This is a genomic window from Brevundimonas sp. C43, from assembly GCF_030732185.1.
Taxonomy (GTDB): Bacteria; Pseudomonadota; Alphaproteobacteria; order Caulobacterales; family Caulobacteraceae; genus Brevundimonas; species Brevundimonas diminuta_C.
Genome location: NZ_CP132231.1, coordinates 2,600,234 through 2,624,885, shown reverse-complemented (window position 1 = coordinate 2,624,885; position 24,652 = coordinate 2,600,234). Strand labels below are relative to the sequence as shown.

Sequence of the window (24,652 nt, the reverse complement as noted above, 5' to 3'; positions counted from 1 at the left end):
ATTTCGACGCTGCGGGACACTCCCCCTCCGAACCGCAGCGAAGCGAAGCCGGCGCCCTCCCCTCCCCTCCAGGCGCCGCTCGCGCAGGCCGCCGGACTCCCCCAGTCCGGCGGCTTTCTGCTTTGTGGCGCTGCACAATAATTCCAACCTGATCACTGATCATTACAATGAACGGTCGCCAGGGGCTTCCCGAGCGACCGGACCTGGCCTAGTCAGCGGGGGTGGCGCCCCGTCGCGCCGCATCCCTTGCGGCCCTGCCGCGTCGTTCGAGACTGCTCGTCCATGACCGCCCACGATCTGCGCCAACCCGTTCAGCCGATCACCAAGGCCGCGCTGGAGGCGGCCTTCGCCAAGATCGTGGGGACCGGGCCCGGCGCAGTCGAACAGACCTATCTGACCCAGGCGCACGAAGACTATTCGGCCGATGAGACGCCCGAGCTCAGCGGCGAGGATCTGGCCGCCCTGCTCGCCGCCTCCTGGACCGCCGCCAAGGCCTATCCGACCGACGCGGCCGCTCCCGCCATCACCGTCGGCCCGCTGCACGGCGCGTCGGACAAGGTGCTTGATTACGATCTGGTGCGTATCGTCCAGTCCGACGCCCCCTTCCTGGTCGACAGCGTCATGGGCGCCCTGGCCGAGGCCGGCGTGTCCGTGCGCGCCCTGTTCCACCCGGTGGTCGAACTGGACGGCCGCCGCCTGTCGATCATCATGCTGGTCATCGACAGCGTGCCGCAGGAGCGCCGCGACGCCTTGGGCGAAGGCCTGGCCCAGAGCCTGTCGGACGTCCACGCCGCCGTCGCCGATCACGACCCCATGACGTCTCTGATGCGCCAGGCCGTGCAGCGTCTGGAAGAGACCCCGCCCCCGGTCGATCCCGCCGTCCTGGCCGAGAACATCGCCTTCCTGAAATGGCTGAAGAGCGACCATTTCGTCTTCCTGGGCGCGCGTGACTACGACTATCCGCTGAACGCCGACGGCGACTATGAGGCCGAGGCGCCGCTGGGCCTGTCCACCGACGGCCTGGGGATCCTGGCCGATCCTGAGCGCACGGTGCTGCGTCGCGCCTCGGAGCCCGCCGTCCTGACACGCCAGATGCGTCGCCAGCTGGATCTCAGCGAACCGGTGACGGTGGCCAAGGCCAACGCCCGCTCGCGCGTCCACCGTCGCGCCTACATGGATTATGTCGGGGTCAAGCGTTACAGCCCGGACGGCAAGGCGACCGGCGAGACCCGTTTTGTCGGCCTGTTCACGTCGGAAGCCTACGACCAGCTGACGACCGAGGTGCCTCTGCTGCGTCGCAAGGTGGCCAACGCCCTGGCCCGCGCCGACAAGGCGCCCGGCAGCCACAATGAGAAACGCCTCAAGAACATCCTTGAGAATTATCCGCGCGACGAACTGTTCCAGGTCAGCGAGGACGAGCTGCTGTCCATCGCCCTGGGCATCCTTCACCTCTACGACCGGCCGCGCATCCGTCTGTTCTCGCGCCAGGATCCGTTCGACCGCTTCGTCTCGGTCCTGTGCTTCATTCCGCGCGAGAAGTTCGACTCTGCCGTACGCGAACGCATCGGCCAGATCATCGCCCGCGCCTGGGGCGGCCGCATCTCGGCCTGGTATCCGGAGCTCTCCGACGCGCCCCTGGTGCGCATCCACTACATCATCGGCGTCGAGCCCGGCGCCCACCCAATCCCGGACGCCGCCCAGCTGGAAGCCGACGTCGCCGAGGCTGGTCGCGGCTGGGTCGATCGTTTCGAAGGCGCCCTGCGCCGCTCGGGCGTCGAGGAAGTCGCCGTCGGTCCGCTGAGCGCCCAATGGGCCCGCGCCTTCGGCGCCGCCTATCGCGATCGCTATGACGCCGATGAGGCCGCGACCGACCTGCAATATGTGAACCGGCTGAACGAGACCGGCCTGCCGGGCGAGGGCAAGGCCGTCGCCGTGCGCGCCTTCCGCACGCCGGACGACAGCCGTCTGCAGTTCCGCTTCAAACTCTATCGTCGCGGCCCGGCCGTGCCCCTGTCCGACGTCCTGCCGATCCTGGCCGATATGGGTCTGAAGACGCTGGAGGAATACGGCTATCCGATCCGCCCGATGGGCGAGGAGGAGATCCACGTCCACGAGTTCCTGATGGAGGATCCCCGCGGAGAGGCGCTGGTCTTCGATGACGTGAAGGGCCCGTTCGAGGACGCCTTCGCCGCCGTCTGGACCGGCCGCAACGAAAGCGACGGCTTCAACCGCCTGGTGATCGAACTGGGCGTGGAATGGCGCGACGCCGCCCTGATCCGCACCCTGGCCCACTATCGCCAGCAGACGGGTCTCGACCCCTCCCAGACGGTGCAGGAAGAGGCCCTGCGCGAATATCCCGACGTGGCGCGCGCCCTGCTGTCGCTGTTCAAGGCCAAGTTCGCGCCGGAAGGGGGGTCGGCCGACGACCGCGCGCCGGCCGTCGCCGAGCTCGACGCCAAGATCGTCACCCTGCTGCAGGACGTAAAGAGTCTGGATCACGACCGGGCCCTGCGCCGCATCGCCGCCCTGATCGGCGCGATCAAGCGCACCAACTATTTCCAGCTGGACGCCGACGGTCAGCCCAAGCCGCACATTTCGATCAAGATCGCCTCGCGCGAGCTGGACGACCTGCCGCTGCCCAAACCCTATCGCGAGATCTTCGTCTGGGCGCCCCACGTCGAGGGCGTGCACCTGCGCTTTGGTCCCGTCGCGCGCGGCGGTCTGCGCTGGTCGGACCGTCGCGACGACTTCCGCACCGAGGTGCTGGGCCTGGTCAAGGCGCAGCAGGTCAAGAACGCGGTCATCGTGCCGGTCGGCTCCAAGGGCGGCTTCTATCCCAAGCAACTGCCCCGCACGACCGACCGCGAGGCCATTCAGGGCGAGGCCATCCGCGCCTATCGCACCTTCCTGTCCGGCCTTCTGGACATCACCGACAATATCGCCGCCGACGGTTCGGTGACCCATCCGGCCAATGTCATCGCCTGGGAAGGCGACGACCCCTATCTGGTCGTGGCCGCCGACAAGGGCACGGCGACCTTCTCCGACATCGCCAACGGCGTCTCGGCCTCCTACGGCTTCTGGCTGGGCGACGCCTTCGCCTCGGGCGGCTCCATCGGCTATGACCACAAGGCCATGGGCATCACCGCGCGCGGCGCGTGGGAGGCGGTCAAGCGCCACTTCCGCGAAATGGGCAAGGACATCCAGACCCAGCCCTTCACCATGGTCGGCGTCGGCGACATGTCCGGCGACGTCTTCGGCAACGGCGTCCTTCTGTCCAAGGCGACGCGCCTGGTCGCCGCCTTCGATCACCGCGACATCTTCATTGATCCGAACCCGGATCATGTAACCAGCTGGGTCGAGCGCAAGCGTCTGTTCGATCTGCCGCGCTCGTCCTGGCAGGACTACGACAAGGTCCTGATTTCGGAGGGCGGCGGCGTCTTCTCGCGCTCGGCCAAGTCGATCCAGCTGACGCCGCAGATCAAGGCGGCCCTGGACATCGCCGAGGACGAACTGGACCCGGTCAGCCTGATCCGCGCCATCCTGAAGGCGCCGGTCGAACTGCTCTATCTGGGCGGCATCGGCACCTATGTGAAATCGGCGGCCGAAACCGACGCCCAGGTCGGGGACAAGGGCACCGACGCCCTGCGCATCAACGCCGACGAACTGCGGGTCAAGGTGGTGGGCGAGGGCGCAAACCTCGGCTTCACCCAGGCCGGGCGCATCGCCTTCGGCCAGGCCGGCGGTCGCATCAACACCGACGCCATCGACAACTCCGCCGGGGTCGACACCTCCGACCACGAGGTCAACATCAAGATCCTGGTTGGCTCGGCCGTGACCAACGGCGTCCTGCCAGCCGAGGAGCGCACGCCGCTTCTGGCCTCAATGACCGACGAGGTCGGCCTGAAGGTGCTGGCCCACAACTACGACCAGACCCTGGCCCTGACGCTGCAACAGGCCGAGGGCGTCGGCGCCCTGGACGCCCAGCAGCGGTTCATGCAGAGCCTGTCGGCGCGCGGAAAGCTGGACCGCAAGGTCGAGGGCCTGCCCAACGACGCCCGCGTCAAGGAGCTGATGACGGCGGGCATTCCGCTGGCCCGGCCCGAGCTGGCCGTACTGATGGCCTACGCCAAGCTTGAGCTGTCGGACGACATCGTCGCCTCGCAGGCGCCCGAGGATCCCTTCTTCGAACAGATCCTGGTCCGCTACTTCCCCGAGGCCCTGGCCCGGTTCGAACCGGAGATGAAGAGCCACCGTCTGCGGCGCGAGATCATCGCCACCGTCATGGCCAACGAAGTCGTCAACATGTGCGGCCCGACCTTCCCCGACCGCCTGCGCGGCTCGGCGGAATGCGACACCACCGCCCTGATCATCGCCTTCGAGGCGGCGCGTCGCGTCTTCCGTCTGGACGAGGCCTGGGACGCTGTGTCGGCCCTGGACCTGAAGATCTCGGCCGAGGCCCAGATCGCCCTGTATCAGGAGATCGCCGTCGTCCTGCGTCGTCAGACCTTCTGGCTGGCCCGCCGCGCCAAGGGCGGTCTGTCGGTCCAGGCCCTGATCGACCGCTATCGTCCGATCGCCGACGCCTTGCAGGCCGAGGGCGCGCCGGTCCTGTCGCGCTTCGAACAGGGGCGTCTGGATGCGCGCGTCAAACGCTTCGCCGACCACGGCGCGCCCGAGGATCTGACCCGCAGCATCGCCATCATGCGCCCCCTCGTCGCCGCCTCCGACATCGGGGACCTGGCGCAGGAGGCGAACTGGCCGGTCGCGGCCATGGCGCGCCTGTATCACCAGGTCGGCGCCGCCTTTGATTTCGACCGTCTGCGCGCCGCCGCCGGCTCCATTCCGTCTGCGGATCATTTCGATCGTCTCGCCGTCCGTCGTCTGATCGAGGATCTAATGAACGAGCAGGCGGCCCTGACCCGCGCCGTCGCCCGCGCCTCCGATCCGTCGGTCGGCGTCAGCGAGGACGCGGCCGAGGCCGCCGTGGACGCCTGGATCGGCTCCAAACAGGCGACGGTCGAGGGCGTGCGCGCTTCGGTGGACGAGATCGAACAGTCCGGCTCGGGCTGGACCTTCGCCAAACTGACCATCGCCAACGCCACGATCCGCGATCTGGCGACGGCGGCGGTGAATGGTTAGTCGTGCTATCGGCCGTCGGCCTGCTTGAGCACGTGATCGCTTGACGAAGCCGTCGTCTCACGGCCTCTTCAGCCGCTGATCAGGCTGGGGAGGCCGCAATGCCGAGAAAGTTCCTCGTCGTCGTCGATGACAGTCCGGAGTTCGAGGCCGCCCTGCTGTTCGCCTCGCGCCGGGCGAAATCGACGGGCGGGCGCGTGGTCATGCTGCGCGTCCTGCCGACCGACAGCGACGCCCACTGGTCGGGCGTGCGCGAGGAAATCGAACGCCAGCAGCGCCAGGAGGCGGAAATCCTGCTGAACCGTCTGGGCGAGGAGGCGCAGACCCGCTCCGGCGCCGCGCCGGTCTTCCTGATCGAAAAGGGCGAGGCCCAGGCCGCGATCAAGAAAGTCGTCGCCGCCGACCCTGAGATCAAGATCCTGGTCCTGGCCGCTGGAACCAGTTCGCGCGGCCCCGGCCCGCTGGTCTCGGCCATCATCAAACAGGGCGCGCAGATCGGCGGCCGCAAACTGCCCGTCACCATCGTCCCCGGCGAACTGACCGAAGACGAGATCGAAGACCTGGCCTAGCCGGGCAGGGGCCTAACCCTTCGGGACCAGGCGCCACATCCGCAAGGGGTGGCGCACGGTCCCGGCCTCGGCCCCCGCGCGGTCGCCGCGACCCATATAGAGGTCGGCGCGCACCGGTCCGCGAATGGCTGATCCGGTGTCCAGCGCCATGGCCAGACCGCGATAGCTGGCCGTGGCGCCGCGCAGATTGCCCCCGTCGGCCTCCAGCCAGACCAGTTCACCATAGCGCCAGTGCGCCGGATCGACCGCTATGGCCCGCCGCTCGGTCAGGGGTACGCCGGCCGCCCCTGCCGGATGGCCGTCATCGTCGGGGTCCAGCCGGAAGAAGATGTAGCGCGGGTTCAGCGCCATGACCGCCTGCGCCTCATAGCCCCTATGGCTGGCCAGCCAGTCCCGGATCGCGTCGCCGGAGGTGCCGTTCTGCGGCAACAGCCCCTGCTGCGCCATCGGTCGGGCGATGCCCACGAACGGCTTGCCATTGTCGGCGGCGTAGGCGGCGCGGCCGCGCGTGCCGTCCTCGAACGTCAGATACCCCGACCCCTGGATCTGCAGAAAGAACAGGTCCTCGGCCCGCATCCAGGCCAGGGCCTGCTCCGGCCGTGCGGCGGATTCGATATAGGCCCGGTCGCCGGCGGCGCGGGGATTGGCGGGCTTGGGCAGGACGGGGGCTGAGAACTCGGCGTCCGGCCGTCGCCGCGCCGGATATTCGGGCGCGAAATAGGAGGTCAGCAGCCCTGGTCGCCCGTCCGGCGTCTGGGCCGGGATCGCGCTGAAGCTGGCTTCGAAGAAGGCGCGCGCCTGCGACGGCGTGATCGTCATCGTCGTCGCCATGGCCTTGGCGCGTCCGCAGACCCGGCGTGCGGCCTCGTCACGCGCCGCGCCGCACCCGTCCACATAGGCCCGGAAGGCGGCCAGGTGATCCTCCTGGTTCCACCCCGGCAGAACGGCGGGGCTCAGGGCGTCGGACGGCGCGGGAGGCGGGGTCGGATTGGTCGAGGGCGTATAGGGAACAGGCCCCGTCTGCGGCCCCGTCGCGCCGGTCGGCGTCATCGGCCCGGTCGAACAGGCGGCGACAGCCAGGGCGGCCGTCAGCGTCACCAATCCGCCCGACCAGCCGCGAACCGCCATCAGGCGTTGGCCGGCTCGACGCGCGCCAGGACCCAGTTCGGGTCCGTCGCGCCCAGGGTGCGTTCGAAGGTCCAGTGTTCGGCCGTGCGGCGTTCCTCCACCAGCGGCTCGCCCGTCGTCGCGTCCGCCGTTTCCCCCGAGGCCTTGGTCACCCGGCTGCGCAGTTCGGCCAGGAAACGGACCTTGGCCACGGCCTTGTCGCCCTCGGCGACCGCGCCTTCCAGATCGGCCCGGGGCGGATACAGGAACTCGACCGTCTCGGTCTCTCCGCGTGTCTCGCGCGCTGCGATGCCGGTCTCGAACGAGGCGAAGACGTTCGGCTTCAGCAACGGCTTCAGCGCGGCCCGGTCGCCGGCGGCGTAGCCGCGAACGATGGTCTCATAGGCCTGGCGCGCGCCGTCCAGGAAACGGGCCGGGTCGAACGCCGGATCGCGCGCCTTCAGGCTGGCGATGGAGGCCAGGGTCGCCGGGTCGATCGCCGCGATCTTGGGCGTCTCGGCCTGGGCCGGGCCGGGCGGCGCGATCTTGGCGTCTTCCTGCGGCTGACGGCCCACCCGCTTGCCCAGCACATTGTAGAGCTGGAACAGCACGAAGGCTGCGATGAAGGCGAAGACGACGACCTGGAACTGAACCGGAATGTTCAAGAGGAGATTCCTGTAGCGAACGACGGGTGCGCCAAACCCTTAGTCTGGCGTGATTACGGGCTCATATAGGGTGAGGCAAGGCGAAGCGCGCCCCCAATCGCGCGCGCGACGTTGCGGCCAAGCGTCCCGGCATGGTAGTCGCGGCGCCTCATTCCGGCCTCATCGGCCCCAAACTGCGCCAAAGACCGTTTCATGACCGACGCCGCCCCTCCCGCCGAACAGCCCCAGCAAGGCGACGCCCAGCAGGGCCAGCCCGCCGGTCCCGGCTTCCGCATCCTGGCGCAATACGTCCGCGACTTCTCGTTCGAGAACCCGCGCGCCCCGGAATCCCTGCGCATCGACGGCAAGCCCGCCATCGACCTCGGCGTTGAAATGGCCGCCCAGGGCCGCCCGGACGGCCTGTTCGAACTGGACCTGAAGCTGTCGATCAAGGCGACGCACGAGAACCAGCCCGTCTTCCACGTCGAACTGGTTTACGGCGGCCTGTTCCAGCTGGCCAATGTCCAGGAGCAGGACATCGAGCCCCTGCTGCTGATCGAATGCCCGCGCTACCTGTTCCCGTTCGCGCGCGAGATCATCTCGGGCGCCACGGCCGACGGCGGCTTCTATCCCCCGTTCCAGCTGGACCCGATCGACTTCGCTGCCATCTACATCGCGCGCCAGCAGCAGATCGCCCAGCAGCCGGTCGAAACCGGCCAGGCTTAAGCGCGCGACATGGTCGCCGCCGCGCGGCCTTCGCCTCACCCATCGAAAGCCGCGGGCGAGGATGTCGTCCGCGGCATTCTTCTGCGCATCGCCGCCGCCGGCTGCTTCTCGATCATGACGGCGACGTTGAAACTGGCGTCGCAGGACGGCGTGGCGGCGCCGGAAATGCTGTTCTACCGCGCCTTCTTCGGCCTTCCGGTCGTTGTGGCCTGGGTGCTGACCCAGCCGGGCGGCCTTTCGGCCCTGTCGACGCGCCGCCCCCTGGCTCATCTGGGACGCAGCGCCCTGGGCGTCGCGGCCATCCTGTGCCTGTTTCAGACGCTGACGCTGCTGCCTCTCGCCGACGCGACGACCCTCAGCTTCACCGCCCCGATCTTCGCCACCATCCTGTCCTTCTTCGTGCTGAAGGAGGCGGTCGGCCCGCGCCGCTGGGCTGCCGTCGCGGTCGGCTTCATCGGCGTGATCGTCGTCATGCGGCCGGGCGTCGGCCATTCGGTCCTGCCGCTGGCCGGCGTGGCCTTCGCCCTGATCGGGGCGGTGCTGACGGCCGGCGTGACCATCACCCTGCGCCAGCTGCGCGACACCGAACATGTCGCCGCCATCGTCTTCTGGTTCTTCGTCGCCTGCTCGGTTGTGGGGGCGATCTTGCTGCCCTTCGTCGGCCATTGGCACGCGCTCGGCACACTTGGCCTGCTGGTCGGATCGGGCGTCGTCGGCGGCCTGGCGCAACTGTTCATGACCGCCTCTCTGCAAAAGGCTCCGGTCGCCGTGGTCGCGCCCTTCGACTATCTCCAGATCGTCGGCGCCATCGTCTTCGGCTGGTGGCTGATGGCCGCGACGCCCACCCTCACCACCCTGGCCGGCGCCGCCCTGATCGCCAGCAGCGGCCTCTACACCGCCTGGCGCGAACATATCCGCCGCAAAGCGGGCCTGATTCAGTCGACCGCGCCGCTGGTTTAGGTCTTCTTTCGCCGCTAAGTAGAGAAATTATCACGTTCACGGATATATGGCTTTGAGAAATCTACGCCGAGTTCGAAAATGAACGCATCCGTGTCATCTGACGCTGAACAACTGCCCCTCTTCGCTGGCGTCCAGAACGCCGACGGCGAGTCTGCGGCGGAAAAGCCCAGGTTCAGCGATTATATCGTCTATGTGGATGAGAGCGGCGACCATAGTATGGTGGCGATAGACGATGCCTATCCTGTGTTTGTGCTTTCCCTCTGCGTCTTTCACAAGGCGTATTACGGACGCGCAGTCGTGCCTTCACTGGAGGCCTTCAAGTTTGCAGAGTTTGGCCACGACATCGTAATACTGCACGAAAGAGATATTCGAAAGGAGACCGGCCAGTTTCGGCTCTCTGGCGCGGCTGGCAAGAATCGCTTCATGGGTGCCCTGTCTCGAATAATTCAGGCCAGCAAATTTGTGCTCATATCATGTGTCATCGACAAGCGGCGCATGGTCGAGACGGGTGAAATCGCCAGCAACCCCTACCACGTCGCACTGAAATTCTGCTTGGAACAGCTGCGCGATTTTTTGAGCGAGAAGGGGCAGTTGGACGGAATGACGCACGTCGTGGTCGAGGGGCGGGGCAAGAAGGAAGATGCCGAGCTTGAGTTGGAGTTCAGGCGTGTTTGTGATGGCGCCAACAGGTTTTCGACACCGCTGCCATTCTCTGTCGTATTTGCGGACAAGAAAGCGAATTCGTCCGGTCTCCAGCTGGCCGATTTGGTGGCGAGGCCTATTGGACTCAGTGTCGTCCGTCTTGGCCAAGCCAATCGAGCTTTTGACATTCTAAAGAAGAAGTTCTTCTGCCGCGGAGGCCGAGCCACTGCTGGAAAAGATTACGAGGGCGTCGGCTACTTGATCTATCCAGAAGCCTAAAAAAGCGAAAGGCCCCGGTGAACCCACCGAGGCCATAACGCCGACCGGGAACCCCCAATCCACTTGACTCTATTTATAACTCATGAATTGAAAAATTGCAACGAGAGATTTAGCGATTCCGAACCGGATTCGCCTACCGGCCCGTCGATCCGAACCCGCCCGCCCCACGTTCGGTTTCGTCCAGCGTCCCGACCTCGATCCAGTCCGCCCGTTCATGCCGGGCGATCACCAGTTGGGCGATGCGTTCGCCGCGGCGGATGATGAAGGGCTCCGCGCCGATATTGGCCAGGATCACGCCGCACTCGCCGCGATAGTCGCTGTCGATCGTGCCCGGCGCATTGGGACAGATGATGCCGTGTTTGAGCGCCAGTCCCGAGCGCGCCCGCACTTGGGCCTCATACCCCAGCGGCAGGGCGATCTTCAGCCCCGTCGGCACCAGGGCCCGCTGACCCGGCGCCAGGGTCATCGGCTGATCCTCGGGCACGGCGGCGCGCAGGTCCATGCCCGCCGACCCGGCCGTCTCATAGGCGGGCAGGGGCAGACCTTCGGAATGCGGCAGGCGCAGGATCTGGATGGCGGTCTCGGTCATTGGGCGGCCATGAAATGATGGGCGATGCGGGCGGCGACGGCCCGGGCGATGGCGGTCTTGGACTGACGCGGCCAGGTTTCGGTTCTGTCGGCGGTGACCAGCAGCACGGCGTTGCCGTCCGATCCGAACACGTCGTCGGATACGTCATTGCCCAGGATCCAGTCGCAGCCCTTTCGCGACAGCTTGGCGCGCGCATTGGCCTCCAGATCCGTCGTCTCGGCGGCGAAGCCGATGACCAAGGCCGGGCGGTTCGGACCGGGCGCGGCGACGCCCGCCAGAATGTCGGGGTTTTCGATCAGGGCCAGGGTCGGCGGGCCGCCGGGTCCCTTCTTGATCTTGCCGCCGGCGATGGTGTCGATCCGCCAGTCGGCGACGGCGGCCGAAAGCACGGCGATGTCGGCGGGAAGGGCGCTCTGCGTCGCCGCCTGCATCTCCAGCGCGCTCTCCACATCGATCCGCGTCACGCCGGTCGGGGCCGCCAGCGCCGTCGGCCCCGACACCAGCGTCACCTCGGCCCCCAGCTCGGCCAAGGCGGCGGCGATGGCGTAGCCCTGTTTGCCGCTGGAGCGATTGGTCAGGCCCCGCACCGGATCGATCGGCTCGAACGTCGGGCCGGCCGTGACCACGGCCTTGCGTCCTTGGAGCGGTCGCCCCGCCGCACCCGCCAGCAGGCCTTCAATGGCCTCCAGGATCGCGGCGGGTTCCGCCATGCGCCCCGGCCCGTATTCGCCGCAGGCCATCTCGCCGTCGTCCGGCCCCACCACCGCCACGCCGTGGAAACCCGGAAAGGCCTTCAACCGCTCCATATTGGCCTGGACCGCCGGATGCTCCCACATCCGCACATTCATCGCCGGCGCCAGCAGCACCCGCTTGTCCGTGGCGATCAGGGTCGTCGAGGCCAGATCGTCGGCCAGGCCGTTCGCCGCCTTGGCGATCAGTCCCGCCGTCGCCGGCGCCACCACCACCAGATCGGCCCAGCGCGACAGCTCGATATGGCCCATGCTGGTCTCGTCGTCAGGATGGAACAGGCCTGACCGGACCGGATGGCCGCTCAGCGCCGCCAGCGACAGGGGCGTGACGAACTCGGCGCCGGATTCGGTCAGGATCACCCGCGTCCGCCCGCCCGCCTTGGCGATCAGCCGCACCAGCTCCAGCGCCTTGTAGGCCGCGATGCCGCCGCCGACGATCAGCAGGATCTTGCGGTTCGAAAGGGGGCGATTGTCCATGCCCACGGTCTAGCCGCCGCGCGTGACGCCGTCGAGACGAGAACATTGCACGAACAATAAAGTTGTGCTTTCGTCGCGCCCAGCGGGTATCTGGAGGGAAGAATGAGAACGCTGACGAGGGGAGGGGCCGCGCTGGTTCTGTGCGGTCTGGTGGCGCTTGCCGGCTGCGACAACAGCTCGGCGGTCGAGACGCGGGATCGGACGACCGAGGCGGCGCCAAAGGCTGGTCTTGTGTCCGAAACGATCGAAACGACCACGACGCAAGAGATCAAGCCGGGCCTGACGGTGACCCGCACCGAGACCATCGACGCCAAGACGGCCCGTCTCTTCGCGCGCAATGGCGCGGACTTCGACGCCCGAACGCCCCAGGACTATATCGCCAAGGTGAAGGCCTTCACCGCCAGTCCGCCCGCCGACGCCGAAACTGTCAAACGGCCCAATGGCGATACCCTGATCTACCAGGCCTCGACCAACACCTTCGCCGTGGTGGCCCGCAACGGCTCGCCGCGCACCATGTTCAAGCCGACGACGGGCGCCGACTACTGGGCTGAGCAGAAGGCGGCGGCGCCCACCTTCGGCCAGCGGCGCCAATCGACGGGCGCGGCGGGCTGATATAGAGGGCGGGTTCCACCAAGGATCTCGCCCCATGCCCGATACGGCCGAACCCAAGACCCCGCTGCTGAAGACCGCCCTGATCTATGATTTCGACGGCACCCTGGCGCGCGGCAATATGCAGGAGGTGTCCTTCATTCCCTCCGTCGGCATGGGCATCGGCGCCTTCTGGGAAGAGGCCGAGCGCCTGACCAAGGACGCCGACGGCGACGGCATCCTGATGTACATGCAACTGATGCTGCACCACGCGCGTCAGAACGGCGCCCCGGTGACGCGCGAGACCCTGCGTCAGCACGGCGAGGCCGTCGCCCTGTTCGAAGGGCTGAAGGACCTCAGCTGGTTCGACCGGATGAACGCCTTCGGGGCCAAATACGGGCTGGAGATCGAGCATTACATCATCTCCGCCGGGCTGGAGGAGATGATCGACGGCACGCCGATCCGCCCCGCCCTGACCCACGTCTTCGCCTCCCACTACGTCTATGACGACAAGGGCGAGGCCGCGTGGCCGGCGGTCGGCGTCAACTACACGACCAAGACCCAGTATCTGTTCCGCATCAACAAGGGCGTGAAGAACCATTGGGAGCATGAACGCATCAACCACTTCATCCCTGATGACGAGCGCGCCGTGCCCTTCGACCGGATGATCTTCATCGGCGACGGCGACACCGACGTGCCGACCATGAAGATGATGCACACCAAGGGCGGCTTCTCGATCGCCGTCTATGACCCGCGCTCGAACGAGCGGGATCAGAAGAAGGTCTATTCCCTGATTTCGGAGGACCGGGTGAACTTCGTCGCCGCCGCCGACTATCGCGAGGGCTCGGCCTTGGACCTGATCGTTAAGGGGCTGGTGGGCCGCATCGCCATCAACGCCGGATCCATGCCCGCCGACACGGCGGACTAGGCCGGTCGATCAGCGCCCGCCGGCCCTCAGCCAGGCGTCGCGCGCGGGGATCAGCCTCGCCGGCGCCAGGCCTCTCAGCGATTTCCCCCCGGTCTGCTTCAGCCCGGCCTCCTGCCCGCGCTGCCACACCACGGTGGCGGGATAGGCGACGCCTGCGGCCACATCGACCACCACCACCTCGCGCGGCAGGGTCCCGCCCCGGTCCAGCCGCAGCTTCATCCCCGCGTCCGACAGATCGACGATCAGACACGCCGTCTCCAGGCCGGGCGCACAGATGACGCCGCGCGCATTGGCGGGTCGGCGCGCGCCCATGCGGCGGTCGGGCTCGACGACGGGCTTGGATCCAAACAGGCTCATGGCCCGATAACGCACGGATACGGCTCAGGCGCCAAGCCTGCCTTCGAGGCTGCGAACCCGGCGGTCCCGGTCCAGGGCGACGATCAGGTCCGCCTCCACGCCGCCGGTCATCATATGCCGGCTCAGGCGTTCGTAATGCTGAATGAAGACCGCCAGGGCCGCGCGTCGCTCGGGCGATACGGCGTCCTGCCCCATCAATCCCGCCTCCTGCTCGCAGCGCCAGTCCAGCACGACATCGAACCCCGGCGCCTTCAGAAAGATCAGGGCGTCCAGACGCGCGCGCAGGCGGCCATAGGGCTGACCCAGCGCCGCATTGATCGCCCTGCGCCACTCGCCTCCGACATCCTGCCGGGCCTCCAGGGCGTTGATCGGCGCAACCAGGTCCCCCTCGACCTGCGGCGTCGCGCCCAAACACCATCCCTCCAGCACGATGACCCGCGGCCGACCCTCCACCACCGGCCAGTCCGCCTCGGGCGACCGGTCATCGGCCAGCTTGTCGAAACGCGGCAGCGGCGTCAGATCGTCCGGCCCCGCCGTCTGCAATCGATCCAGCAGACGGTTCAGAAGCCCCAGATCGTGCGTCCCCGGCGGCCCGCGCGTGGCGAACATCGGATGCACCCGCGCCGCCATCGCCGCCCGCTCCGCCTTCATCAGATAGACATCGTCCAGCGACAGGCTCGCCCCGCCGAACTGTTCGGCGACGGCCTTGGCCAGTGTGGATTTTCCCGAACCTTGCGACCCCGCGATCCCCAGGATCGGTGGACTTTCCCGACCCATCGCCTCGGTGCGCTGTTCGATCCATCGGCCGATCCTGTCGATCAGCCGCGCGTCGATCATTTCAGTGCTGGTTTTCCGGCAACCGCACGATCAGGCCGTCCAGCGCGTCCGACACCCGGATCTGGCACGACAGGCGGCTGTTCGGCTCAACCTCTTCGGCGAAGTCCAGCATCGATTCTTCCATGGCCGACGGCTTGCCCGTCGCCTCTCGCCAAGCCTCGTCGACATAGACATGGCAGGTCGCGCAGGCGCAGGCCCCGCCGCAGTCCGCGTCAATACCCGACACATTATTGCGGATCGCGCCTTCCATGACGCTCAGCCCCGGCTTCACGTCGACGACGTGCTCGGTTCCGTCATGCTCGATATAGGTGATGCTGGCCATGCGCCGCTCTTAAACGAGGCGGCGCCGGAGGCAAGGCCCCCGGCGCCGGATACTCAGGCCGCCTTCTTGCGGCTCGGCGCGACCATCAGCTTCTTGGTCTCGGCGATGGCCTTGGCGGGGTTCAGACCCTTGGGGCAGACCTGGGCGCAGTTCATGATCGTGTGGCAGCGATACAGTTTGAACGGGTCTTCCAGGTCGTCCAGACGCTTCTGCGTGGCGTCGTCGCGGCTGTCGGAAATCCAGCGATAGGATTGCAGCAGCGCCGCCGGGCCGAGATACTCTTCCTGGTTCCACCAGTAGCTGGGGCACGAGGTCGAGCAGCAGGCGCACAGGATGCACTCGTACAGGCCGTCCAGCTTCTCGCGCTCGGCCGGGGTCTGCAGACGTTCCTTCTCGGGGTCCGGCTCATCCGATTGCAGATACGGCTGGATCGAGTCGTACTGGGCGTAGAACAGGCTCAGGTCCGTCACCAGGTCCTTGACCACCGGCTGGTGGGGCAGGGGGGAGATGGTGATGTTGTCGGACGCGCATTCGTCCCAGCCCTTGGTGCAGGCCAGGGCGTTGCGCCCGTCGATGTTCATCGAGCACGAACCGCAGATGCCCTCGCGGCACGAGCGCCGGAACGACAGGGTCGGATCGATGGTGTTCTTGATGTGGATCAGGGCGTCCAGCAGCATCGGGCCGTGGTCGCCGGTCGGCACCTCATAGGTGTCCCAGCGCGGATCGGCGTCGGTTTCAGGATCGTAGCGATAGACCTTGTAGGTCTTCACGTCCTTGGAGCCCGGTGCGGCCTTGTGGACCTTGCCGGTCGTCGGCTTGGAGCCTCTGGGGAGAGTAAGCTGGACCATCTTAGTAAACCCGCGCCTTCGGTTCGATATACGCGATGTCGTCGGACATGGTGTAGTTGTGGACCGGACGATAATCGATCTGGACCTGCTCGCCCGGACGCTTCCACGCCAGGGTGTGCTTCATCCAGTTGACGTCGTCGCGATCGGGATAGTCTTCACGGGCGTGGGCGCCGCGCGATTCCGTGCGGTTCAGGCCGCCCTCGATCGTCACCATCGCCTGGGCGATCAGGTTGTCGTACTCCAGCGTCTCGACCAGGTCCGTATTCCAGATCAAGCCGCGATCGGTGGTCTTGATGTCGGCGCCGGCCGCCTCGATGGCGCGCAGCTTGTCGGTGCCCTGCTGCAGGGTTTCGCCGGTGCGGAACACCGCGGCATCGGCCTGCATCGCGCGCTGCATCGACAGACGCAGTTCGGCGGTCGGGGTCGAGCCGTCGGCGTAGCGGAAGCGGTCCAGGCGGGCCAGGTGCTGGTCCGTTTGGCTCTTGGAGGCCGACGGCACGGCCGAGGCCTTGTCGACGACTTCACCGCAGCGCAGGCCGACGGCGCGGCCGAACACCACCAGGTCGGTCAGGGAGTTGGAGCCCAGTCGGTTGGCGCCGTGCACCGAAACGCACGCCGCCTCGCCCACGGCCATCAGGCCCGGCACCACGCCGTCGGGGTTGCCGTCGCGCAGCGTCAGGACTTCGCCGTGATAGTTCGTGGGGATGCCGCCCATGTTGTAGTGCACGGTCGGCAGGACCGGGATCGGCTCCTTGGTCACATCCACGCCGGCGAAAATCTTGGCCGACTCCGAGATGCCCGGCAGGCGCTGGTGCAGGATCTTCGGATCCAGGTGATCCAGGTGCAGGAAGATGTGGTCCTTGTTCGGACCCACGCCACGCCCCTCGCGGATTTCGATGGTCATGGAGCGCGAGACCATGTCGCGCGGCGCCAGGTCCTTCACGGTCGGCGCATAGCGCTCCATGAAGCGCTCGCCTTCGGAGTTGGTCAGATAGCCGCCCTCGCCGCGTGCGCCCTCGGTGATCAGGCAGCCGGCGCCATAGATGCCGGTCGGGTGGAACTGCACGAACTCCATGTCCTGCAACGGCAGGCCGGCGCGCAGCACCATCGCATTGCCGTCGCCGGTGCAGGTGTGGGCCGAGGTGGCGCTGAAATAGGCGCGGCCGTATCCGCCGGTCGCCAGAACCACCATCTTGGCGCGGAACTGGTGGAGCTGACCGTTATCCAGTTGCAGGGCCGTCACGCCCGTGCAGGCGCCGTCCTGCATGATCAGGTCCAGCGCGAAATATTCGACGAAGAACTTCACCTCGCGGCGCACCGACTGGCCGTACAGGGTGTGCAGGATGGCGTGGCCGGTGCGGTCGGCGGCGGCGCAGGTGCGCTGCACCGGGCCTTCGCCGAAGTTGCGGGTCATGCCGCCGAAGGCGCGCTGATAGATCTTGCCTTCTTCGGTGCGACTGAAGGGCACGCCCCAGTGCTCCAGCTCATAGACGGCCTTGGGCGCGTTACGGACCAGATACTCGATCGAGTCCTGATCGCCCAGCCAGTCCGACCCCTTGACGGTGTCGTACATATGCCACTGCCAGCTGTCCTCGCCCATGTTGCCGAGCGAGGCGGAGATGCCGCCCTGGGCCGCGACGGTGTGCGAGCGGGTGGGGAAGACCTTGGTCACGCAGGCGACCTTCAACCCCTGCTGGGCGGCGCCGAGCGCAGCGCGAAGGCCCGAGCCCCCGGCGCCGACGACGACGACGTCGTATTCGTGATCGATCAGTTCGTAAGCGGCCATCAGTTCATCAGGCTCCGAAACCAGCGGGCAGCGGCGCCGAACCCAGCGCCAGCCGCACGATGAAGAAGACGCTGGCGGCGGCCAGCACCAGGAAGACGACGTTCAGCAGCAGGACCAGAAGGCCGCGCGTTCCGACGTTGGGCACGTAGTCTTCCAGAACGACTTTCCAGGCCAGGCTGACGTAGCCGAAGAAGATCACTGCGGTGATCGCCATCAGGGCGGCGTTCAGCGGATTGGCGAACCAGGCCATCGCTGCGTCATAGCCGGCGCCCGCCAGGGTGAAGCCGGTCGAGGCGACCCACAGGCCCAGCGGCAGCAGGGCCACCAGCAGGATGCGCTCGATCAGCCATTCGCCGGCGCCGTGACGCTCGGAAACCTTGACGTTGTTCTTGAACTTTGCGGCGCCGCTCACAGCGAAACCCTCCCCGTGGCGAACAGCACGACCCAGAACAGCACGGCCAGCGGGATCGGCCCCCACACCGCGATGTTCGACAGGGCGGTCGCCGACTTCACCGTCAGCCCGTTGCCGGTGTCGTTATAGGTGTGGCGCGCGCCGTTCAGGATGAAGGAGAACAGCACGACCGTCAGACCGAAGAAGACCAGCAGGCCCAGCGGCGACGCGGCCAGATCGAGCGCGCTCTGGAACGCCTCTGGCCCGAACGCCAGCGCGCCCAGCCAGGCCAGGACGAACAGCACGCCCACTGTGGCGGCGATGATCGTCGCGCGGAACAGGATCGAGGCCGTCATGGTGACGTGCCAGCGCCAGACGCCCATGTGAGGCGACAGCGGCGCGATATGTCCGTTCGGTTGAGTGACGAAGCGACCCGTCCGGTCGCTTGAGGCGCCACCCGGCGTCGGGTTGGGCTGGTTCATGCGAATGGTTCTCAAAAGCGAATGAATTCAATCGCCGTGTGCGGTTGCGAAGGCTTTTGTGACCCTGTGGGGCCGGTGTCAACGCACAGACCCCCAGATCGACGGATTGTGCGGATTACGTCGGTTCCATCACGACGGATCACGTTTGCGTTCTGCGGCCGTTCGACGGCTAGGCGACGCGCCGGACGATTTGGCAGGGTGGGTTCATGTTGCTGCTCGCCCTGATGTCCGCCGTCGCCCTGGAGCCCGCCATCCAGACGACAGGGCTTCTGGACGCGACGCCTGAAACCTATCGCGCGCCGGCCGTCCGCCCCTATCAGCCGCCGTCCCGTTTCGGGCGCGAAACGGCCGAGGGGGACGGCGAGATCGACCTGCATCGCCGCCCTCTGACGGCCCCCGTCGCGGTCGATGACTACGCTGGCGACTATGAGTTCAGCCCCTCCGACAGCCAGACGACCTATGATCAGGGCGTCGCCCAGGCCGCGATCGACGCCGAAGCCGCAATGGGTCCGCTGGACGGCCGCTGGCGCATCGCCCAGCCGGACGGAAAGCCCTTGCTGTCGCTGTCCCTGACCGACCGGGGCGAGGGCCGTCGGGTCGAGGGCGCCTGGCGAAGTCTGGACGCGCCGGCCGGGATCGACCGAATGGGCTTCGCCGGCCCGGTCTCGACCCAGGGTGAGGTCGTCGTCATTCCCCTGTCGGAGGGCGAACTGCATCTGCATCCGGCGTTGAATGGCTGGGCTGGAGAGTGGATCCACGACGGACGCGCCCGTCCCGTCACGGCTTCCCGTTCAGGCTGATCTCGCCACCGTAAATCCGCCACCCTATATGTAGCGAATGACCCAACCCCGTACCGTCCTTCGCCTGCACCCCGCCCATCGCGACGACATCGGCGACCTGACCACCCGCCGTCCGGTGCCCGGCCCCGGCGTGGACCAGATCGATCCCTTCCTGTTCCTGAACCACCACGGGCCTCAGACCTATGCGCCGGGCAACGCCGGTCTGCCGTTCGGCCCGCACCCGCACCGGGGCTTCGAGACCGTCACCTTCATTCTGGACGGCGAGCTGGCCCACAACGATTCCGGCGGCGGCGAGAGCATCATCAAGGCGGGCGGTATCCAGTGGATGACCGCCGGCTCGGGCCTGATCCACGCCGAACTGTCCCCGGCCGCCTTCAAGCGTGACGGCGGGCCGATGGAGATCCTGCAGCTGTGGGTCAACCTGCCGTCGCGGCTGAAGATGACCAAGCCGGATTATGTGGGCCTGCAGAAATCCGACATCCCGACCTTTACGACCGAGGCCGGCGTCACGGTCGAGCCGGTCTCCGGCGACTGGTTGGGCGTGAAGGCGCCGATCCTGTCGCTGATCGACATCCATCTGGCCGTCGTGCGCCTGCCCGCCGGCGCGACGTTCGACACGCCCGTCGCCCCCGGCCGCAACGTCTTCCTCTATGGCGTCAAGGGCGAGATCGCCGTGGCGGGCGCCCCCGTGCCGCAATGGAACCTCGCCGCCCTGTCCGACGGCGATGCGGTCCAGATCACGGCGACCACCGACGCCGTCGTCCTGCTGGGCCACGCCGAGCCCATCGGCGAGCCGGTCTTCAGCCACGGCCCCTTCGTCATGAACACCCGCGACGAGATCATCCAGGCGATCCAAGACTACCAGTCCGGCAAGTTCGGCCCGCCGCCGAAGGTGTGAAGTAATCCTCCCCCGCCCAGCGGGGGAGGGGGACCGCGAAGCGGTGGAGGGGGCGACCGCATCATCTGTGGTGAAAGTCTCATTCAAGCACCGTGCGATTTTCGCCCCCTCCACCACGCTGCGCGCGGTCCCCCTCCCCCTTTTCGCTGCGCTTCTCGGGGGAGGATCTTGTGGTGCCCAAACCTCCGCCCCGCCCAGATGATGCGCTCCCCGCCAAAACCCTATATGACGCCGGTTCCTAGCGACCGCCCCAGCCGAAGACACGCCGAATGCCCAGCCTGAACGAGATCCGCGCCACCTACCTCGACTATTTCGCGGCGGACGGCCACGCCAAGGTCCATTCGGCCCCGCTGGTGCCGCAGAACGACCCGAGCCTGCTCTTCGTCAACGCGGGCATGGTGCCGTTCAAGGACTATTTCACCGGCGCCGCCAAGCCGCCCTATCCGCGCGCGACCAGCTCGCAGAAATGCGTGCGCGCCGGGGGCAAGCACAACGATCTGGACAACGTCGGCTATACCGCCCGCCACCTGACCTTCTTCGAGATGCTGGGCAACTTCTCCTTCGGCGACTATTTCAAGGAACACGCCATCGAGAAGGCGTGGAACCTGGTCACCCAGGACTTCGACCTGGACCCCAAACGCCTCTTGGTCACCGTCTATATCGATGACGACGAGGCCGCCGCGATCTGGAAAAAGGTCACCGGCTTCTCCGACGACAAGATCATCCGCATCGCCGGCTCGGACAACTTCTGGGCCATGGGCGACTCGGGCCCCTGCGGTCCCTGCACCGAAATCTTCTGGGATCACGGCGACAAGATCGCCGGCGGCCCTCCCGGTTCGCCGGATGAGGACGGCGACCGCTACGTCGAAATCTGGAACAACGTCTTCATGCAGTATGAGAAGGAGAACGATCAGATCGTTCGCAACCTTCCCAAGCCCAGCGTGGACACCGGCATGGGTCTGGAACGGATGACCACCGTGCTCCAGGGCGTGCATTCGGTCTTCGAAACCGATCTGTTCAGGACCCTGATCGCCGCCTCCGAAGACGCCACCTCGACCAAGGCGGACGGCGACCAGGCCGCCAGCCACCGGGTCATCGCCGATCACCTGCGCTCGTCGTCCTTCCTGATCGCGGACGGCGTCACCCCGTCGAACGAGGGCCGGGGCTATGTGCTGCGCCGCATCATGCGCCGCGCCATGCGCCACGCCCACCTGCTGGGCGCCGCCGATCCCCTGATGCACCGTCTGGTCCCGACTCTGGTGGCCCAGATGGGCGACGCCTATCCCGAACTGGCCCGCGCCCAGCCCTTCATCGAGGACACGCTGAAGCAGGAAGAGGTCCGCTTCCGCACCACGCTCGGCCGCGGCATGGCCCTGTTCGACACGGCGGTTCAGGGCTTCCGTCCCGGCGACATGCTGGACGGCCAGACGGCCTTCACCCTGTCCGACACCTACGGCTTCCCGCTGGACCTGACCCAGGACGAGGCGCGTCGTCGCGGCTTCTCGGTCAATGTCGACGGCTTCGAGGCCGCCATGGCCGAACAGCGCCAGCGTTCGCGCGAAAACTGGAAGGGCTCGGGCCAGACCGCCAACACCAACGAATGGCTGGCGATCCGCGACCGGATGGGGCCGACCGTCTTCACCGGCTATGACAATATCGAAGGCTCGGGCGAGGTCCTGGCCCTGATGAACGCCGGCGCCCCGGTCGAGACGGCCGAGGCCGGCGATATCGTCGAAGTCTTGTTCGACACCACCCCCTTCTATGCCGAAAGCGGCGGCCAGGCCGGCGATCACGGAACCCTGGAATGGCCGGGCGGAGAGGCCGAGGTCATCGACGTGCGCAAACACGCCGGCGACCTGCACGTCCTGGTGGCCCAGGTCACGGCCGGCAAGCTGGAGATCGGAACCCGCGCGGTCCAGCTGGTGGACGCCGAAAAGCGCCGCACCAGCCGCGCCAACCACTCCGCCGCCCACCTGCTGCATACGGCCCTGAAGAATGTGCTCGGCCCGGCAGTCGCCCAGAAGGGTCAACTGGTCGACGCGGAGCGCGCCCGCTTCGACTTCAGCCACGGCGCCCCGCTCACCGAGGCCGAACTGTCGGCCATCGAGACCGAGGTCAACGCCGTCATCCGCCAGAACGTCCCGGCCGAGACCAAGCTGATGGCCCCCGCCGACGCCATCGAGGCCGGCGCCATCGCCCTGTTCGGCGAGAAATACGGCGACGAGGTCCGCGTCCTGACGCTGGGCCGCTCGCTCGTCAGCGACAACGCCCCCTATTCGGTCGAACTGTGCGGCGGCACCCACGTCGCCCGTACCGGCGACATCGCCCTGTTCAAGATCGTTCAGGAAACCGGCGTCGCCGCCGGCGTGCGCCGCATCGAGGCCCTGACCGGCGAGGCCGCGCGTCAGTATTTGCTGGCCCAGGCCGGCGTCGCCCGTTCGCTGGCCCAGAGCTTCAAGGTCCAGACCGCCGACGTCCCGGCCCGGGTCGACAGCCTGACCGCCTCGGTCAAGTCACTGGAGAAACAGGTCGCTGAGCTGAAGAAGCAGCTGGCTCTAGGCGGCGGCTCGGGCGCCTCGTCCGCGCCTGAGGAGATCAATGGCGTCAAGCTGATGGCCCGCGTGCTGGACGGTGTGGACGGCAAGGGTCTGCGCGGCGTCGCCGAGGACTTCAGGAAACAGGTCGGAACCGGCGTCGTCGCCCTGATCGGCGTCACCGAGGGCAAGGCGGCCGTCACCGTCGCCGTGACCTCGGACCTGACCGACCGCGTCAACGCCGCCGACCTGGCTCGCGCCGCCGTCATCGCCATGGGCGGCCAGGGCGCTGGCGGCAAACCCGACTTCGCCCAAGGCGGCGCGCCCGACGCGTCAAAGGCCGAAGACGGCCTGGCGGCGGTTCGCGCGGCGCTGGCGTAAATACGATGCCCTTCTCCCGTTGGGAGAAGGTGGCCCGCAGGGCAGGATGAGGGTCGGTCGGCGGGCCATGTCGCACCAGCCGACCCTCACCCTTTCGCGCAAGTACGATCGCTGCGCGCTCGTGCGCTCAAGCCATCTCCAATGGGAAAGGGCCAAGCCATCGCAATTTCGAACCTGACAGCCTTGCAACTTAGCCGCTTAACCTGCCGCAGCGTCCGCTTCCTGAGCATGCCGTAGGGACGGCCTATACTCTGCGCTCACCACAGAGGAGGCCGCGCACCCAAGACAAAGTGCACCAATTGCACTCACTTTCTGATCGACGCCCCGCCGTCCAATCAGACGAATTAGACACTTAAGACGGTGTTTTTGTCCCCAGACCGTCTCAACCCATCGGGTCGGGCGTCAGATCGACCCCGGCCAGCTTCCAGGTGAAGGGCGTCCGGCGTTCCATGATCAGCACCAGCGCATCGTCCGGCCGGTCGTCGCGCGTCAGGGTGACGGCGAAGGTGTTGAGCCCGCGATAGGCCCAGGACTGGCGGATCTTGTCCTTGTCCACGGCCGGCGTGTCGCTGGCGGGCACGGGCCGTTCCGGTTCGGGCGTCTCTCCGGAGCGGACCATGGCGGCGATACCTTGCGGCGTGACGAAGTTGTCGACCGCGCCTTCGACCAGCGACGGGGCCAGCAGCATGCCTAGCGCCGCCAGACCCGTGTCGCCTTTGGTCCGGTTGCGGATTTCCAGAGTGGCGCGCGCGTTCAGCTCGCTCTTCAGGCTGGTGCGGAACGCCGGGAAGTCCACCTGCCGCTCCAGCCCGGCCGCATCTCCCGTGCGCGCCGCCCGCACCAGCGCCTGGGCGGCGATGAAGGGCGAGACGAACAGGGCGACGACCACGCCGACGACGACGGCGATCAAGGTTCCGGTGATGATCTTGCGGCTCATGTCGTCTCCTTAGAAAGCCAACGCAGGCTGGGCGGCGCCGGTTGCCAGGTTTATCGCGGGGTGACGGTGACGGCCGCCGCCGCCGGGGCCGTCCCGTCGGGCAGGCCGATGTGAACCAGCTTCCACTCGAACGGCCCGCGCCGCTCGAAGGTGAACAGGGTGCGCGATCCGCCCTGATCCGTCACCGCCATGCGCGCCCTGTTGACGCTCCAGTAGGCGGGGCTGGGCCAGGGCTTGCGGCTGCGCTCCGAGGTCGGCGCCACGCCCGCCGACGTGCGCTGGCTGGCGTATCGGCCCTCGCCCTTCAGCAGGGCGTTGAGGGCGGCGGGCGTCAGATAGGCGTCCACGTCCGGCTGGCGCAGGATCGGGTTCTGCTCGATCTGACGCCGGAAGGCGCCGATGGGGTCTTCCAGGAAAGACGGCGCGGGCGCCATCGCCTCGGGCCGCCCCGCCAGCTGCGGCCGCAACGACTGGCGCACCGCGTTGAAGTCGATCAGCCGCGCCAGCCCCGCCACGTCGTTGGCCTCGGCCGCCGACCGAATGGCGAAGAAGGCCACCGCGGGCGCCGCGAAGAAGGACAGCACCGCCACGACCACCGCCGCCAGCACCAGGTTTCCGAACAGCCGCTTCACGAACGCATCCTCATTACCGCCGATCATGCACGCCCCGGCCCTTCGCACAACGA

23 protein-coding genes are annotated in these 24,652 nt (G+C 67.3%); 10 read left to right on the top strand and 13 right to left on the bottom strand.

The genetic code is table 11. From position 1 onward, the window contains the following. Nucleotides 1-282 precede the first annotated feature (282 nt). Together Q9R14_RS13175 and Q9R14_RS13170 are read left to right on the top strand one after the other, a co-directional pair. A complete protein-coding gene (locus Q9R14_RS13175) occupies nt 283-5,139 on the top strand; it encodes an NAD-glutamate dehydrogenase (RefSeq protein ID WP_306002684.1) in 4,857 nt (1,618 codons plus the stop codon). A 98-nt stretch (nt 5,140-5,237) separates the two neighbouring features. After that, entirely contained in the window at nt 5,238-5,705 is a 468-nt protein-coding gene (locus tag Q9R14_RS13170) for a universal stress protein (protein WP_306002683.1), read from the top strand. Between the two features lie 12 nt (nt 5,706-5,717). Here Q9R14_RS13170 and Q9R14_RS13165 read toward each other — a convergent pair whose 3' ends face one another. Both Q9R14_RS13165 and timA read right to left on the bottom strand, forming a co-directional pair. Then, nucleotides 5,718-6,833, bottom strand: a complete 1,116-nt coding sequence (locus Q9R14_RS13165) for an MltA domain-containing protein (RefSeq protein ID WP_306002682.1) — start codon at nt 6,831-6,833, stop codon at nt 5,718-5,720. Next, nucleotides 6,833-7,471 (bottom strand): TIM44-related membrane protein TimA, encoded by a 639-nt coding sequence (gene timA, locus Q9R14_RS13160; RefSeq protein ID WP_306004157.1) that lies wholly within the window; start codon nt 7,469-7,471, stop codon nt 6,833-6,835. Before timA ends, Q9R14_RS13165 begins: the two co-directional genes overlap by 1 nt. Before the next feature lie 198 nt (nt 7,472-7,669). Between timA and secB the strand changes: the two genes are divergently transcribed. The 3 genes from secB to Q9R14_RS13145 all read left to right on the top strand — a co-directional run bounded on the left by secB (nt 7,670) and on the right by Q9R14_RS13145 (nt 10,063). After that, entirely contained in the window at nt 7,670-8,182 is a 513-nt protein-coding gene (gene secB / locus Q9R14_RS13155) for a protein-export chaperone SecB (protein ID WP_017505358.1), read from the top strand. A 9-nt stretch (nt 8,183-8,191) separates the two neighbouring features. Then, entirely contained in the window at nt 8,192-9,142 is a 951-nt protein-coding gene (locus tag Q9R14_RS13150; protein ID WP_306002681.1) for a DMT family transporter, read from the top strand. 78 nt (nt 9,143-9,220) lie between these two features. Beyond that, nucleotides 9,221-10,063: a DUF3800 domain-containing protein gene (locus Q9R14_RS13145; protein WP_306002680.1), complete on the top strand. Its 843-nt coding sequence runs from the start codon at nt 9,221-9,223 to the stop codon at nt 10,061-10,063. Between the two features lie 133 nt (nt 10,064-10,196). Here the strand turns inward: Q9R14_RS13145 and dut are convergent, their stop codons facing one another. Next, complete coding sequence (gene dut, locus Q9R14_RS13140; RefSeq protein WP_306002679.1) at nt 10,197-10,652, bottom strand: dUTP diphosphatase; 456 nt, start codon at nt 10,650-10,652, stop codon at nt 10,197-10,199. Then, nucleotides 10,649-11,878: a bifunctional phosphopantothenoylcysteine decarboxylase/phosphopantothenate--cysteine ligase CoaBC gene (gene coaBC, locus Q9R14_RS13135; protein WP_306002678.1), complete on the bottom strand. Its 1,230-nt coding sequence runs from the start codon at nt 11,876-11,878 to the stop codon at nt 10,649-10,651. The genes dut and coaBC overlap by 4 nt, the downstream gene beginning before the upstream one ends. 102 nt (nt 11,879-11,980) lie before the next feature. On the opposite strand from coaBC, the gene Q9R14_RS13130 reads away from it, so the two are divergent. Next, nucleotides 11,981-12,490 carry an S-type pyocin family protein gene (locus tag Q9R14_RS13130; protein ID WP_306002677.1) on the top strand — a complete coding sequence of 170 codons (510 nt, stop codon included), beginning with the start codon at nt 11,981-11,983 and terminating at the stop codon, nt 12,488-12,490. A 34-nt stretch (nt 12,491-12,524) separates the two neighbouring features. Continuing rightward, nucleotides 12,525-13,394 carry an HAD family hydrolase gene (locus tag Q9R14_RS13125; protein ID WP_045810993.1) on the top strand — a complete coding sequence of 290 codons (870 nt, stop codon included), beginning with the start codon at nt 12,525-12,527 and terminating at the stop codon, nt 13,392-13,394. Nucleotides 13,395-13,403: 9 nt separating this feature from the next. Here the strand turns inward: Q9R14_RS13125 and Q9R14_RS13120 are convergent, their stop codons facing one another. From Q9R14_RS13120 to sdhC, 7 genes are read right to left on the bottom strand one after another with little or no spacing between them, the layout of a single operon-like run. Beyond that, nucleotides 13,404-13,766, bottom strand: coding sequence for a PilZ domain-containing protein (locus Q9R14_RS13120; protein WP_306002676.1), 363 nt, complete (start codon nt 13,764-13,766; stop codon nt 13,404-13,406). Between the two features lie 9 nt (nt 13,767-13,775). Further along, nucleotides 13,776-14,588, bottom strand: coding sequence for a kinase (locus Q9R14_RS13115; RefSeq protein ID WP_306002675.1), 813 nt, complete (start codon nt 14,586-14,588; stop codon nt 13,776-13,778). Between the two features lies 1 nt (nt 14,589). Further along, nucleotides 14,590-14,910: a 2Fe-2S iron-sulfur cluster-binding protein gene (locus Q9R14_RS13110; protein ID WP_306002674.1), complete on the bottom strand. Its 321-nt coding sequence runs from the start codon at nt 14,908-14,910 to the stop codon at nt 14,590-14,592. 53 nt (nt 14,911-14,963) lie between these two features. Then, a complete protein-coding gene (locus Q9R14_RS13105) occupies nt 14,964-15,758 on the bottom strand; it encodes a succinate dehydrogenase iron-sulfur subunit (RefSeq protein WP_039246734.1) in 795 nt (264 codons plus the stop codon). A 1-nt stretch (nt 15,759) separates the two neighbouring features. Next, a complete protein-coding gene (sdhA, locus tag Q9R14_RS13100; protein ID WP_306002673.1) occupies nt 15,760-17,544 on the bottom strand; it encodes a succinate dehydrogenase flavoprotein subunit in 1,785 nt (594 codons plus the stop codon). A gap of 7 nt (nt 17,545-17,551) precedes the next feature. Continuing rightward, complete coding sequence (gene sdhD, locus Q9R14_RS13095; protein ID WP_045810999.1) at nt 17,552-17,956, bottom strand: succinate dehydrogenase, hydrophobic membrane anchor protein; 405 nt, start codon at nt 17,954-17,956, stop codon at nt 17,552-17,554. Further along, on the bottom strand, nt 17,953-18,417 hold the full coding sequence (gene sdhC / locus Q9R14_RS13090; RefSeq protein ID WP_306002672.1) for a succinate dehydrogenase, cytochrome b556 subunit: 465 nt from the start codon (nt 18,415-18,417) through the stop codon (nt 17,953-17,955). Before sdhC ends, sdhD begins: the two co-directional genes overlap by 4 nt. Before the next feature lie 206 nt (nt 18,418-18,623). Here sdhC and Q9R14_RS13085 point away from each other — a divergent pair, with 206 nt between their 5' ends. From Q9R14_RS13085 to alaS, 3 genes are all read left to right on the top strand, one after another. Next, nucleotides 18,624-19,217, top strand: a complete 594-nt coding sequence (locus Q9R14_RS13085) for a hypothetical protein (protein WP_306002671.1) — start codon at nt 18,624-18,626, stop codon at nt 19,215-19,217. 37 nt (nt 19,218-19,254) lie between these two features. Next, nucleotides 19,255-20,115 (top strand): pirin family protein, encoded by an 861-nt coding sequence (locus Q9R14_RS13080; protein ID WP_306002670.1) that lies wholly within the window; start codon nt 19,255-19,257, stop codon nt 20,113-20,115. A gap of 269 nt (nt 20,116-20,384) precedes the next feature. Continuing rightward, nucleotides 20,385-23,030, top strand: coding sequence for an alanine--tRNA ligase (alaS, locus tag Q9R14_RS13075; RefSeq protein WP_306002669.1), 2,646 nt, complete (start codon nt 20,385-20,387; stop codon nt 23,028-23,030). A 382-nt stretch (nt 23,031-23,412) separates the two neighbouring features. On the opposite strand, the gene Q9R14_RS13070 is transcribed toward alaS, so the two are convergent. Then, nucleotides 23,413-23,967, bottom strand: a complete 555-nt coding sequence (locus tag Q9R14_RS13070) for a DUF2939 domain-containing protein (RefSeq protein ID WP_306002668.1) — start codon at nt 23,965-23,967, stop codon at nt 23,413-23,415. Between the two features lie 50 nt (nt 23,968-24,017). Then, nucleotides 24,018-24,599, bottom strand: a complete 582-nt coding sequence (locus Q9R14_RS13065; RefSeq protein WP_306002667.1) for a DUF2939 domain-containing protein — start codon at nt 24,597-24,599, stop codon at nt 24,018-24,020. Nucleotides 24,600-24,652: the final 53 nt, after the last annotated feature.

Coding starts and splice junctions, on each gene's coding strand:
- Q9R14_RS13175 (WP_306002684.1), top strand. CDS start 283: ATGACCGCCCACGATCTGCGCCAACCCGTTCAGCCGATCACCAAGGCC.
- Q9R14_RS13170 (WP_306002683.1), top strand. CDS start 5,238: ATGCCGAGAAAGTTCCTCGTCGTCGTCGATGACAGTCCGGAGTTCGAG.
- Q9R14_RS13165 (WP_306002682.1), bottom strand. CDS start 6,833: ATGGCGGTTCGCGGCTGGTCGGGCGGATTGGTGACGCTGACGGCCGCC.
- secB (WP_017505358.1), top strand. CDS start 7,670: ATGACCGACGCCGCCCCTCCCGCCGAACAGCCCCAGCAAGGCGACGCC.
- Q9R14_RS13150 (WP_306002681.1), top strand. CDS start 8,192: ATGGTCGCCGCCGCGCGGCCTTCGCCTCACCCATCGAAAGCCGCGGGC.
- Q9R14_RS13145 (WP_306002680.1), top strand. CDS start 9,221: ATGAACGCATCCGTGTCATCTGACGCTGAACAACTGCCCCTCTTCGCT.
- dut (WP_306002679.1), bottom strand. CDS start 10,652: ATGACCGAGACCGCCATCCAGATCCTGCGCCTGCCGCATTCCGAAGGT.
- coaBC (WP_306002678.1), bottom strand. CDS start 11,878: ATGGACAATCGCCCCCTTTCGAACCGCAAGATCCTGCTGATCGTCGGC.
- Q9R14_RS13130 (WP_306002677.1), top strand. CDS start 11,981: ATGAGAACGCTGACGAGGGGAGGGGCCGCGCTGGTTCTGTGCGGTCTG.
- Q9R14_RS13125 (WP_045810993.1), top strand. CDS start 12,525: ATGCCCGATACGGCCGAACCCAAGACCCCGCTGCTGAAGACCGCCCTG.
- Q9R14_RS13115 (WP_306002675.1), bottom strand. CDS start 14,588: ATGATCGACGCGCGGCTGATCGACAGGATCGGCCGATGGATCGAACAG.
- Q9R14_RS13110 (WP_306002674.1), bottom strand. CDS start 14,910: ATGGCCAGCATCACCTATATCGAGCATGACGGAACCGAGCACGTCGTC.
- Q9R14_RS13105 (WP_039246734.1), bottom strand. CDS start 15,758: ATGGTCCAGCTTACTCTCCCCAGAGGCTCCAAGCCGACGACCGGCAAG.
- sdhA (WP_306002673.1), bottom strand. CDS start 17,544: ATGGCCGCTTACGAACTGATCGATCACGAATACGACGTCGTCGTCGTC.
- sdhC (WP_306002672.1), bottom strand. CDS start 18,417: ATGAACCAGCCCAACCCGACGCCGGGTGGCGCCTCAAGCGACCGGACG.
- Q9R14_RS13085 (WP_306002671.1), top strand. CDS start 18,624: ATGTTGCTGCTCGCCCTGATGTCCGCCGTCGCCCTGGAGCCCGCCATC.
- Q9R14_RS13080 (WP_306002670.1), top strand. CDS start 19,255: ATGACCCAACCCCGTACCGTCCTTCGCCTGCACCCCGCCCATCGCGAC.
- alaS (WP_306002669.1), top strand. CDS start 20,385: ATGCCCAGCCTGAACGAGATCCGCGCCACCTACCTCGACTATTTCGCG.
- Q9R14_RS13070 (WP_306002668.1), bottom strand. CDS start 23,967: ATGAGCCGCAAGATCATCACCGGAACCTTGATCGCCGTCGTCGTCGGC.